Origin of the sequence: Sphingomonas paucimobilis NBRC 13935 (assembly GCF_000739895.2) — a bacterium.
Taxonomy (GTDB): Bacteria; Pseudomonadota; Alphaproteobacteria; order Sphingomonadales; family Sphingomonadaceae; genus Sphingomonas; species Sphingomonas paucimobilis.
Genome location: NZ_BBJS01000005.1, coordinates 1 through 12,228, shown reverse-complemented (window position 1 = coordinate 12,228; position 12,228 = coordinate 1). Strand labels below are relative to the sequence as shown.

Below are 12,228 nucleotides of genomic sequence, written 5' to 3'. Positions count from 1 at the left end.
CGGATCAGATGCCCCCTTCGTCCAGCGACAACAGCGTCGCGTTGCCGCCTGCCGAAGTGGTGTCGACCGACACCGCCCGCTCCGCGCAGAAGCGGTACAGATAATGCGGCCCGCCCGCCTTCGGCCCGGTGCCCGACAGGCCCTCGCCACCAAAGGGTTGGCTGCCCACGATCGCGCCGATCATCGAGCGGTTGATATAGAGGTTGCCCACCGCCGCCTCGCTCTCAGCGACTTCACTGGCGCGGGCGATGCGGCTGTGCAGGCCCATGGTCAGGCCATAGCCCTTGGCGTTCACCTTCGCGATCGTCTCGGACAGGGTGCCCGCTTCCCAGGTCGCGACGTGCAGGATCGGACCGAACCATTCCTGGGTCAGATCCTCGACACGATCGAGCCGGATCAGCGTCGGCGGCACGAACAGGCCGTCGACAGGCGCGTCGAGCGTCTTGATCGTCTGCGTCACCATCGACGCGCGATAGGCCATCAGCTTGTCATAGGCGGCCTGGTCGATCACCGGCCCGACATCGGTCGCCGGCTGGCCCGTGGGGCCGAGCACCAGCGTCTCCATCGCGCCCTTGAGCATTTCGATGACATTGTCGGCGACATCGGCCTGCACCAGCAGCAGCCGGAGCGCCGAGCAACGCTGCCCCGCCGAGCGGAAGGACGAGGTGATGACGTCCGCCACCACCTGTTCGGGCAGCGCGGTCGAATCGACGATCATCGCGTTGATGCCGCCGGTCTCGGCGATCAGCGGCACGATCGGGCGGTCGTCATCGGCCACCAGCGTGCGCGCGATCCGCTTGGCGGTGGCGGTCGAGCCGGTGAAGGCCACGCCCGCGATGCGGTGATCCTCGGTAAGGGCCTGGCCGACCTCCGGCCCGCCGACCGCGAGCAGCAGCGCGTCGCGCGGCACACCCGCGCGATAGGCCAGCTCGACTGCGGCTTGCGCGATGGCGGGCGTCTGCGGCGCGGGCTTGGCGACGACGGTGTTGCCGGTGACGAGTGCTGCGACCGTCTGCCCCAGGAAGATCGCCAACGGGAAGTTCCACGGCGCGACCGTGGCCCAGACGCCCCGCCCTTCGAGGTGCAACGTATTACGCTCGCCCGTCGGCCCCGGCAGCTCGACCGAACCGAGCCGTGCGCGTGCCTGTTGCGCATAATAGCGACAGAAATCGGCGGCTTCACGAACCTCGCCGATCGCGTCGGGAATGGTCTTGAACGCCTCCTGCACCAGAATCGCCATCAGCCGCTCGCGATCCTGCTCCAGCAGGTCGGCCAGCTTTTCCAGCACGGCCGCGCGGGTATCGAGCGGCGTCGCGTTCCAGGCCGGGAAGGCCGCATGGGCGCGCGCGACCAGTGAAGCGACATCAGCGGTGGCGACGACCGGCTTCACGGCAGGCGCATTGACCGCCTTCACCGTGGCGTCAAGCGTCGCGATGTCGCTCAGGTCGATGCCGGTCGAGTTGCGATGCCCGGGTGCGAACAGGTCGATGGGAAGCGGAATGCTCGGATGCCGCGCACCACCGACAGCGGCGATCTTGGCGACCGGATCGGCGAGGATCTCCGCCTCGGTCAGCCGCGCATCCGCCAGCTGATGCACGAAGCTGGAGTTCGCACCATTCTCCAGCAGACGGCGGACCAGATAGGCCAGCAGATCGCGATGCCCGCCGACCGGCGCGTAAATGCGGCACTTATGGCCATGCTCGCGCACCAGCCGCTCGTACAGGCCATCGCCCATGCCGTGAAGCCGCTGGAACTCGAAGTCGTGGGAATTGCCCGCCCATTCCAAAATGGTCGCGACGGTCAGCGCATTGTGGCTGGCAAAGGCGGGGCGGATATTCTCGGCCGCCAGCATGTCCTTGGCGACCGCCAGATAGGACACGTCGGTCGCCGCCTTGCGGGTGAACAGCGGATAGTCGTTGAGGCCTTCGACCTGAGTGCGCTTGATCTCGCTATCCCAGTATGCGCCCTTGACCAGGCGGACGTTCATGATCCGGTCGAGGCCGTTGGCCCAGGCGATGACCGCGCGGGCGCGCTTGCCATAGGCCTGCACCGCCATGCCGAAGCCATCCCAACCCTTCAACGCCGGAAGCGCCGCGACGCCGCCGATGATGTCGAGGCTCATCTCCAGCCGCTCGGACTCCTCGGCATCGACGGTCAGCGCGATGCCCTTGTCTGCCGCCTGCCGCGCCAGCTGCGCCAGCATGTCGGTCAGCGCGGGCACGCATTCATAGGCGCGCGGCAGTTCGTAGCGCGGGTGGAGCGCCGACAGCTTGACCGACACCGAATGCCCCGCCGCCGGGTCGGAGCCGACCGCGTCGATCGCCTTCACATAGGCCTGGAAATAGCGCTCGGCATCGTCATGCGTCCGCGCCGCCTCGCCCAGCATGTCGAAGCTGGCGGTGAAGCCCTTGTTCTCGGGCTTCTTCATGCGGCGCATCGCCTCTTCGATGGTGCGGCCCATCACGAAGATCTCGCCCATCATCCGCATCGCGGCACCGACCGCCTGACGGACGAACGGCTCGCCCGCGCGCGACAGCAGCCGCTTGAGCGGGCCCGCCTCGCCCTCGCCCACCAGCGCACGGCCGACGACCAAACCCCAGGTGGCCGAGTTGACCAGCTTCGACGCCGAGCGCCCGGTATGCGCGCGCCAGTCCGCCTCGCCCAGCTTGTCGGCGATCAGCAGGTCGGCGGTTTCGGGATCGGGCACGCGCAGGAACGCCTCGGCCAGACTGAGCAACGCGACGCCCTCGGACGAATTGAGGCGATATTCCTGGAGGAACTGGTTCACCCAGCCGCGATTCTGTGCCGCGCGCAGATCGGCGAGCAGGCCCGAGGCATGGCCCATGATCCGTTCGCGCGCTTCCGGGGTCGCGGCGGCACGGTCGAGCAGCGGCTTCAGGACATCGGGTTCGGGCGCGCGATACAGCGATTTCATGGTCTTACGCGCGTCGGAAGTTACGGCAGAGGTCATAGGTCCAAGTTCCGGTCGAGCGGCCCGGCGCGCGGCGAAGCGCTGGCGGGTCGCATGGCTATGCTGTGATGGACCAGCGCTTAGCGGGAAATATGGGGATTGGGTATCGTTTGATACGATGTGGGGTGTGGTTCGCCATTCCCATCGGAATTGAAATTTTGATGCCTTTGGCGTATATGGATTGAAGGCGAGGACATCCGCCTTTCTGTAGAGCCCCGGTCGCGGCTACGACCGGGGCTCAAATCCTTTGGGGCTCGGGCGGCTACCCGAGCCCCGCCGGGCACCTTACCTGTTACGAACGTCGATGATCTTCACGACCAAGGTCGCGAAGGCGATGACGACGCCCAGGATCAGGCACAGATCGGCTACGGACATCCGCATTCCTTTCTGCAAAGTGACGGCGGACTTGCCGTCGAGCGATCACTAACTCGAACGGCCACATAAGATCATGTCAAATCGGTGTCCGATTACATGAGATCTTATTCGCAACCATCCCCGCCCCCGCGTCGTTCTCCCGTCAAACCCCTGAAAGGAGAGCCAAGATGGCCGATGACAGCCCCCAGGAAATCGCCGCCAAGTTCCTCGACAAGCTGAAGGACAGCCCGTTCGTCATGATTGGTCTGACCGACGGCCAGCATTCCGAGCCGATGACCGCACAGATCGATGACGATCAGCCCAACACGCTGTTCTTCTTCGCAGGGAAGGACAACCGGATTGCAGGCGGCGGTCAGGCGATGGCGCAGTTCGTCGGCAAGGGACATGACTTCTTCGCCTGCCTCGCGGGCCATGTGTCGACCGACAATGATCGTCAGCAGATCGACAAGCTGTGGAATAATCAGGTCGAGGCCTGGTTTCCGGAAGGGAAGAACGATCCGAACCTGACGCTGCTGCGCTTCGACATCAATTCGGCCGAGTTGTGGGAAACCGACATCTCGCTGTCGGGCCGGGTGAAGATGCTGTTCGGCGGCACGATCCGTTCGGACGAGTCGTCCAGCCATGCGGTGGTCGGCTCGGTCGCCTGATCCGCGACAGCCGGAATGCGAAACGCCCGGAGGCCCAAGGGCTTCCGGGCGTTTTCTATTCTCGCCTGTGCCTCCGCTCCGTTCAGTCTGAGCGAAGTCGAAGGCCACGGGGTAGCCTTTGCCAAAGGCATGTGGCGAGCCGTTTCCCTTGGCGTTCGACTTTGCTCAGGCTGAACGGAGGGACGAGAAGGCTGGGCCGGAGGTCAGGCGTTGGCCTTGATCCATTCCTCGACCACCGGGGCGATCTGGTTGCGCCATTTGGAGCCGTTGAAGATGCCGTAATGGCCGACCTTTTCGGCCATATAATAACGCTTCTTCTCCTCCGGCAGATTGGTCGCGAGCGTCAGCGCCGCACGGGTCTGTCCCAGGCCCGAGATATCGTCGCGCTCGCCCTCGATCGCCAGCAAGCCGATATCGCTGATCGCGCCCGGATCGACACGCTTGCCATGATGCAGCATCTCACCCTTGGGCAGTGCATGACGCTGGAACACCAGCTCCACCGTCTGGAGATAGAATTCCGCCGTCATGTCGCACACCGAGCGATATTCGTCATAGAATCGCTTGGTCGAATCAGCGCTCTCACCGTCGCCCTGGACCAGATGCTTGAACATCTCCCAATGCGAAATCATGTGGTTGCCCAGGTTCATCGACATGAACCCGGCTAACTGCAGAAAGCCCGGATAGACCCGCCGCCCCGCACCCGGATAGGTCATCGGCACGGTCGCGATCGCATTCTGCTCGAACCAGGCATGGGGTCGCTCGGTCGCCAGCAGGTTGACCGAGGTCGGCGCCTCGCGCGTGTCGACCGGTCCGCCCATCAGCGTCAGGGTGCGCGGGGTGCAGGGATGCTTGTCCGCGCTCATCACGCAGGCCGCGACATAGCAGGGCACCGAAGGCTGGCACACCGCCAGCATATGCGCACCCGGCCCGATCTCGGTCAGGAAATCGATGATATAATCGACATAATCGTCGAAATCGAACCGCCCGTCCGACAGCGGCACCAGCTTCGCGTCACGCCAGTCGGTGATATAGACTTCGCAGGTCGGCAGCATCCGTTCGACCGTGCCGCGCAGCAGCGTGGCATAATGGCCCGACATCGGCGCGACGATCAGCAGCCTGGGGCTGTCCTCCACCCCCTCGCGGCGGAAGCGCTTGAGCTGGCCAAAGGGCTTGCGCGCCAGAATCTCTTCATGAACGACGACTTCGCGGCCATCGACGATCGTCTTGGTCAGGCCGAAAGCCGGCTTGCCCCGGGGTGCCGAGGCATGGGCGAAGACCTCCAGCGCCGATCCCATGATCGCGCCGCCGCCGAAATAGGCAAAGGGATTGGCCGGATTCTGAAGCAGCCCCGCCCCGAAATTGGCCAGCGCACTTGCGCCCGCCAGCATCGAGCGTTGCATTTCATAGGCGTCGTACAGCATCGTCGATTCCCTCGCGCTCCACGATCGGGAGCCATGATGACCTACCGCTTACCACGAAACCGTTTGCGCAAGATGACCATAATATGGCCATCACGTCATATTGCCCGTGATCCATCGCTTCGCATAACGCCCGAAAGCGTCGGAACGATGCGCGATCACCGCCACCGGCGTTGAGCCCGTGTCCCGGCACTGCTAGGCCCCAAGCCATCATGGCCAAACCCGCCGCTGCCCCCAAGCCCGCCGTTCCGCCCAGCCGTCGCCTGAGCAATCTGAAAATGGTCTGGCGCTTCACGCTGCGCTACCCCGCGCATCTGGCGGCGGCCGCGCTGTCGCTGCTGGTCGCGGCCAGCGCGACGCTGTTCATCCCGCGCACCTTTCAGAAGGTGATCGATCACGGCTTCGGCCGGATGAGCGATACCGGCAATATCGCCCCCTATTTCCAGGGGCTGTTGGCGGTGGTGCTTGTGCTGGCGCTGGCCACTGCCTTCCGCTTCTATTTCGTGTCGTGGCTGGGCGAGCGGACGGTGGCCGATATCCGTGTCGCGGTGCAGGCCAATCTGCTGCGGCTGGCGCCGCGCTATTTCGAGGAGAACCGCCCCTCCGAGATCGCCAGCCGGCTGACCGCCGACACCGCGATCATCGAACAGGTGGTCGGCTCGACCGTGTCGATCGCGCTGCGCAACGTGGTGATCGGGATCGGCGGGACCATCTATCTGTTCGCCCTGTCGCCCAAGCTGACCCTGTCGCTGCTGGTCTGCATCCCGCTGGTCGTGCTGCCCATCGTGCTGCTGGGCAAGAAGGTGCGCAGCTATTCGCGCGACAGCCAGGATCGGCTGGCGGATATCGGCGCGATCGCGGTGGAGACGCTGGGCGCGATGAAGGTCGTCCAGGCGTTCGGCCAGGAGCGGCGGGAGGCCGAACGGTTCGAGCAGGCGGTCAGCAACGGCTTTGCCACCTCGCGCAAGCGCTTCCTGTTGCGTGCGGTGATGACCGCGATGGTGATCGGGCTGTTCTTCGGCGGCCTCACCCTGCTGCTGTGGGAAGCGGTCGCCGATGTTGCCAGCGGGCGGCTCTCGGGTGGCTCGCTGACGGCGTTCGTCGTGACCGGGATGCTCGTCGCCGGTTCCTTTCAGGCGCTGACCGAGGTGTGGGGCGACATATTGCGCGCTTCGGGCGCGGCACAGCGGCTGGCCGAACTGCTCGCCGAACAGCCGGAGATCGCACCGCCCCCCGCCCCCGCCGTGCTGCCGGTCGTGCCGATGGGCGCACTGCGCTTCGATAACGTCGTCTTCCATTATCCGACCCGGCCCGAAATCGCCGCACTGAACGGCTTCTCGCTGGACATCCGGCCGGGCGAGACGGTGGCGGTGGTCGGACCCTCGGGCGCCGGCAAGTCGACGCTGTTCCAGCTGGCCGAGCGCTTCTATGATCCGCAGAGCGGCAACATCTCGCTCGACGGCGTGTCCCTGCGCGATGCCGATCCGGCCGCGATCCGCGCGCGTATCGCCATGGTGCCGCAGGAAACGGTAATCTTCGGCGCCTCGGCACGTGACAATCTGCGCTATGGACGCTGGGACGCGAATGACGACGAGCTTTGGGCCGTCACCGAGGCCGCCAATGCCGCCGACTTCCTGCGCGCCCTGCCACAGGGGCTCGACACCTTCCTGGGCGAAGGCGGCGCGCGGCTGTCGGGTGGGCAGCGCCAGCGCATCACCATCGCTCGCGCGCTACTCCGCGATGCGCCGATCCTGTTGCTGGACGAAGCGACCAGCGCACTCGACGCCGAGAGCGAACAGCTTGTCCAGCAAGCGCTGGAGCGGCTGATGGCGGATCGTACCACGCTGGTCATCGCGCACCGGCTGGCGACCGTGCGCGCGGCGGAACGGATCGTGGTGATGGATGGCGGGCGGATCGTCGAGCAGGGGCGCCATGCCGAGCTGATCGCGGGTGGCGGGCTCTATGCGCGGCTTGCGAGCCTGCAATTTCACGACTGATATAGCCGGTTTATTACCAGTTTTGGGCGAGGGATCCCTTGGCCTTCGACTTCGCTCAGGCTGAACGGGGCGAGGGCAAGGGGTTTCGCCCAGACCCCCGTTCAGCCTGAGCGAAGTCGAGGGCCACGCTCCACCTCTTCACAACCCTCTGAAATACCACCCGCAATCGCGCTTGCAGCCCGCCCCCCCCTCCCCTAGGCTTCGACAATACCAGTTAAATACCGGAGATTGAGGATGACGCGGACGGCAGACGGATGGATGGGTGGCGCGCTGGCGGCGATCACCCTTGCGCTTCTCAGCTCGACGGCGCAGGCCAGCCCCGCCACTCTCCCCGCCCTGTTCCCCGCACCCGCATCGATGACGCTAGGCGACGGCACGATCGCCTTGGGCCGTTCGGTCGCGTTGATCGTCGCCCCCGGTACCGAGCCCGAAACCGCGACCCTGGTCCGCACCCTGCTGGCCCAGGCCGGCGTGACGCAGGTGACCACGCCCTCGCGCCTGCCCGCCGCGCTCGACCGGCCGACCATCGTCCTCGGCCCCGACAGCGCCGCCCTCGTCCGGGCGGCCCTGGCCCGCAGCAACGCCAGCGCCGATGACCAGGCGGAAGGCTATACGCTGGCCAGCATCGGCTCGGGCGCCGGAGGCCTGATCACCCTGGCCGGGCATGACGCGGACGGCCTGTTCCACGCGGTCCAGACGCTGCGCCAGTTGCTCGCCCGGCCAAGCATCCCGGCGCTCGTCATCCGCGATCATCCCGCCATGCCGATCCGCGGCACGATCGAGGGCTTCTATGGCAAGCCCTGGTCGATGGAGGATCGGACCAAGCATCTGAATTTCCTGGGCCAGATGAAGGCCAACACCTATGTCTACAGCCCCAAGGACGACCCCTTCGCGCGCGACAAGTGGCGTGATCCCTATCCGGCGGCGACGCTGAGCGCACTGGGTACGCTGGTCGCGACCGCGCGCGCGAACCATGTGAACTTCGTCTACGCTATCTCGCCCGGCCCCTCGATCTGCTTCTCCGATCCGGCGGACGAGCAGACGCTGCTCCGCAAGTTCGAGGCTTTGCGCGGCATCGGCGTCCACAGCTTCTATGTCGCGCTGGACGATATCGAATATCAGAAGTGGAATTGCGACAAGGACAAGGTTGCCTTCGGGCCCTCGGGCGCACAGGCCGCCGGGGTCGCCCAGTCCAAGCTGCTGAATGCGGTGCAGGCCGATCTGGTTCGGCGCGATCCCGCCGCGAAGCCGCTGATCATGGTGCCGACCGAATATTATGACGCCAAGGAAAGCCCCTATAAGGCGGCGCTGCGCGCCAATCTCGATCCCCGCATCGTCGTCCAGTGGACCGGCACCGATGTCGTGCCGCCCGCCATCTCGGTCCCCGATGCCAAGGCCGCGACCAAGGCATTTGGGCGCAAGACGCTGTTGTGGGACAATTATCCGGTCAACGACTATGCGAGTTCCGCCGGACGGCTGCTGCTCGCCCCCTATGCCAAGCGTGAGGCGGGGCTGTCGACCGAGTTGACCGGCATCCTGTCCAACCCGATGAACCAGGAAGTGCCCAGCCGCGTCGCGGTGACGGGGGTGCTGGCCTTCGCCTGGAACGACAAGGGCTATGATGCCGACCGCACCTGGCACTATGCCGCGCGCAATCTGGCGGGGAACGACGCGCGGGCTACCCAGGCGCTGCTGGAACTGTTCGATACCCAGCATCTCGCCCCCACCTTCGGCAGCCAGCCCTGGCAGGAACAGGCGCCGAGGCTGAAGGCGCTGCTCGACCATGTCCGCGAGGCGCTGGCCAATGGCGATGAGAGCGAACGGCGCGAGGCCCTCACCGCCTTGCGTCGCAAGGCCGATGCCATCGCCGACGCTCCCGACACGATCCGCGCCGGCGTGGTCGATCCCGGCTTTGCCGAACAGTCACGCCCCTGGCTGGAGGCGATGCAGCTTTGGGGCCGGGCGCTGAACCTGACCGCCGACGGGCTGGACGCCGCCGACCGGGGCAATCCCGCAGCGACGCGCTATTTCGCCGATGCCAGGCGGATCGCCGCGCAGGCCGCCGCCGTGCAGAGCATTCCGGGCGCCGTCCGCTTCGACGGGCCGATCAAGATCGCCGATGGCGTGCTCGACACGTTCATCGCTGACGCGCCCGGCCTGATCGCGGTTACGGCGAGACCGTAACCGTCCGGCTGGCGCGGCGGCCATCGGGGGTGCGGGTGCGAAGCTCCACCGCCCCCGTCACCGCCCCCGTCACCGCCACCGGCCCGTCATACCGCCGCCACGCGGTGCCGCCCATGCGATACTCGATCGGGGTGCCGGGGAACTCGGCATTGGCCTCCAGCCTGCCGCCCGCGATCCGCGCGCCCGGCGGGGCGAGGCGATAGGTCACGCCCGCCCGGTCGAGCATCCGCATCTGCACGCCCATGCGTCCTGCAAAGTCACGCCATCCGGTCAACAGCTTGGTCTGATCGACCCGGCCATCCTGCGGCGTATAGGTCGCGCCCGCGACGTAAGCGGGCTCCCAGTCCGGCTTGCTCCAGGCGCGTTCGGCCAAGGCGAGCAGGCGGGGGAAGAGCATGTAATCGACCTGGCTGTCGCGGCGGACGGTTTCGCTCCACAATTGGGCCTGGATTCCGGCGATCGTCCGGCCCGGTTGCAGCGGGACGGTATCCGCCACCGGCTTGGGCTGGGACAAGATATTGGGGATCAGCGCGGCATTGGCGGCCAGATTGCCCGGCATGAAGCCGAACACCTGGAAACTATCCACCCCGCGCGAGGCCCAGTCATAGCCCGTCTCATCGGGATCGGCGGCATAGGGCATGTCGAAATAGCCGAGATCGGGGATCGACAGCACCGTCTTCCACCCGCGATTGGCCTGACCATGCGCCTCGGCCACACCGCCGCCATGCAGGTTGCTCCAGATATTGGTCTGGACCTTGGCGGGCATCCTGGCGGGGTCGGTATGGCCCAGACCGTCGCTCCATCCGGCAACCGCGATGCCGCGCTTGGCGAGGTCGGCCGAAATCCGCTCGATGAAGCGCGCGCCCAATTGCTGGGGCTGAAGCCCCTCGCGCGCCATCACGACCTTGCAGGCGGGCGACTCCTTCCAGGCCCCCGCCGTCTCGTCCGCGCCGATATGATAGGTGGTCAGCGGCACCCCCGCCGCCTTGTGGAGCCCGGCGATGTCGTCGATCACCGTGTCGATGAAGCGATAGGTGCTGTCGATACAGACGTTCAGCGTGTTGTCGTCATAATGCTGGACGCTGGAATAGCGGGTGGTGTCACCCGGCTCGACCAGCCGATAGCGTTCGGCCCCCGCCCGGTCGCCCTTGGCCATCAGCCGCTGATAGCGCACTTCCATCGACCGGATCGCGGCGCGTGAATGGCCGGGCATGTCGAAGGAGGGGATGACCGCGATCTGCCGCGCCTTGGCGGCGCGCAGGATCTCAGAATAATCCGCAGCGGTCAGATAGCCGTTGGTCGGCGCATTGCGCGCCGGGTCCGCGCCGAGCTGTGGCTGCAGACAGGTCTTTTCGGCGATGTCGGCGCAGCGATAGGCCCCCACCTCGGTCAGTTCGGGCAGGCTCGCAATCTGCAACCGCCAGCCTTCGTCATCGCCCAGATGCAGATGGAGTTTGTTGAGCTTATAGGCCGCCATCTGCTCGATCAGCTTCAGGATTTCGGCCTTGCTGTGAAAGTTACGCGCCAGATCGATGTGCAGCCCGCGAAAGCCGTAGCGTGGCGCGTCCTCGACGATCAGCGGGCGGAGCGTCGTCCCCTCCGCCGCCATCTGCTGCGCCAACGACCGAAGCGCATAGGACGCCCCCGCCGCATCCGCCGCCGCGATGGTCACGCCGCCCTGCCCGATGGCCAGGCGATAACCTTCGGACGGCAATGCGACATCCTTGCGAATGGTCAGCGGCACGGTACCGACCGGCAGCCCGGCCAGCGCAGGCGCGAGGGCGGCGCGGGGGAAGCCCTCTGCCGTCACGCGCAGTCCCCTGGACAGATCGACCGGCCCACCGGTCGGCCGCGTGACCTTCATCGGCTTGGGCAGGATCGCGACATCGACCGGCGTCGCGCCGCGTTGGGCGTATAGCTTGAAGGCGCGTTCCGGCGTGCGCCACACCGTCTGATCGTCCGGCGCACTGCGGGCGAGTGCCGCCTCATCGGTCATCGGCGCGACGAAGGGCAAGGTTTCCAGCCCCGTCTCGGCCTCGGTCCCCGTCCGGGTCGCGGCGATCACGCGCGGGGCAAGGCCCGCCACGGCCAGTGTCGCATTGGGCATCATGTGGTTGCGGGAGAAGAACGCACCCAGGCCGGTCAGCTTCACATGATAGGTCTGGCCCGGCTTCAACGACTGGCCCGGTTTCAGCGTCAGGACGTTCAGGTCGCCGTTGATCGTGCGGTTGTCGAAGGTGTCGCTGTCGATCTTCAGCACCGGGTTGACCAGGCTGTAGCGGATTTCGACCGGCAGGCTGGGCGCGCCTTTGGGCACGGCGATGGCGATGTCCGCCTCGAAACAGCGGGGCACGCCGGTCGGGCAGGATGCCGGGCGGTTGGTCAATATGGTGTAGCGATAGCCCAGCGTCGCCGCGAGCCGGTCCAGATCGCCCTGCGCACTCGGCGCCACCGCCAGGATCGCGGCCGAAGTCCATAAAGTCATCATGTTCTGCCCGTCCCGCTACGCCATACTGGTATTACATTGGATCATGACCTTAGTCTTCCTCCCCTGCAAGGGGAGGAAGACCAGCGAAGCTGGTGGAGGGGTGTAACTGGTTGTTATGGCAGACCGTCCTCGCCCATGGTGACACCCC

Annotated in this window: 6 protein-coding genes; 3 read left to right on the top strand and 3 right to left on the bottom strand. The window is 66.2% G+C overall.

The features are described from left to right. Positions 1–4 precede the first annotated feature (4 nt). Complete coding sequence (locus SP6_RS01420) at positions 5–2,935, bottom strand: L-glutamate gamma-semialdehyde dehydrogenase (RefSeq protein WP_007407117.1); 2,931 nt, start codon at positions 2,933–2,935, stop codon at positions 5–7. Between the two features lie 578 nt (positions 2,936–3,513). Between SP6_RS01420 and SP6_RS01415 the strand changes: the two genes are divergently transcribed. Next, positions 3,514–3,993 (top strand): pyridoxamine 5'-phosphate oxidase family protein, encoded by a 480-nt coding sequence (locus SP6_RS01415; protein ID WP_007407114.1) that lies wholly within the window; start codon positions 3,514–3,516, stop codon positions 3,991–3,993. A 203-nt stretch (positions 3,994–4,196) separates the two neighbouring features. Here the strand turns inward: SP6_RS01415 and SP6_RS01410 are convergent, their stop codons facing one another. Then, positions 4,197–5,414 carry a polyhydroxyalkanoate depolymerase gene (locus tag SP6_RS01410; protein WP_007407113.1) on the bottom strand — a complete coding sequence of 406 codons (1,218 nt, stop codon included), beginning with the start codon at positions 5,412–5,414 and terminating at the stop codon, positions 4,197–4,199. Between the two features lie 209 nt (positions 5,415–5,623). Here SP6_RS01410 and SP6_RS01405 point away from each other — a divergent pair, with 209 nt between their 5' ends. Continuing rightward, a complete protein-coding gene (locus SP6_RS01405; RefSeq protein ID WP_007407111.1) occupies positions 5,624–7,408 on the top strand; it encodes an ABC transporter transmembrane domain-containing protein in 1,785 nt (594 codons plus the stop codon). 234 nt (positions 7,409–7,642) lie between these two features. Next, positions 7,643–9,592: a glycoside hydrolase family 84 protein gene (locus SP6_RS01400; protein ID WP_007407112.1), complete on the top strand. Its 1,950-nt coding sequence runs from the start codon at positions 7,643–7,645 to the stop codon at positions 9,590–9,592. On the opposite strand, the gene SP6_RS01395 is transcribed toward SP6_RS01400, so the two are convergent. Then, complete coding sequence (locus SP6_RS01395) at positions 9,576–12,077, bottom strand: family 20 glycosylhydrolase (RefSeq protein WP_167541256.1); 2,502 nt, start codon at positions 12,075–12,077, stop codon at positions 9,576–9,578. The two genes, SP6_RS01400 and SP6_RS01395, sit on opposite strands and share 17 nt — an antisense overlap. Positions 12,078–12,228 lie beyond the last annotated feature (151 nt).

Excerpts from the sequence above, each read along its gene's own strand:
- SP6_RS01420 (WP_007407117.1), bottom strand. The coding sequence starts at position 2,935 with ATGAAATCGCTGTATCGCGCGCCCGAACCCGATGTCCTGAAGCCGCTG.
- SP6_RS01415 (WP_007407114.1), top strand. The coding sequence starts at position 3,514 with ATGGCCGATGACAGCCCCCAGGAAATCGCCGCCAAGTTCCTCGACAAG.
- SP6_RS01410 (WP_007407113.1), bottom strand. The coding sequence starts at position 5,414 with ATGCTGTACGACGCCTATGAAATGCAACGCTCGATGCTGGCGGGCGCA.
- SP6_RS01405 (WP_007407111.1), top strand. The coding sequence starts at position 5,624 with ATGGCCAAACCCGCCGCTGCCCCCAAGCCCGCCGTTCCGCCCAGCCGT.
- SP6_RS01400 (WP_007407112.1), top strand. The coding sequence starts at position 7,643 with ATGACGCGGACGGCAGACGGATGGATGGGTGGCGCGCTGGCGGCGATC.
- SP6_RS01395 (WP_167541256.1), bottom strand. The coding sequence starts at position 12,077 with ATGACTTTATGGACTTCGGCCGCGATCCTGGCGGTGGCGCCGAGTGCG.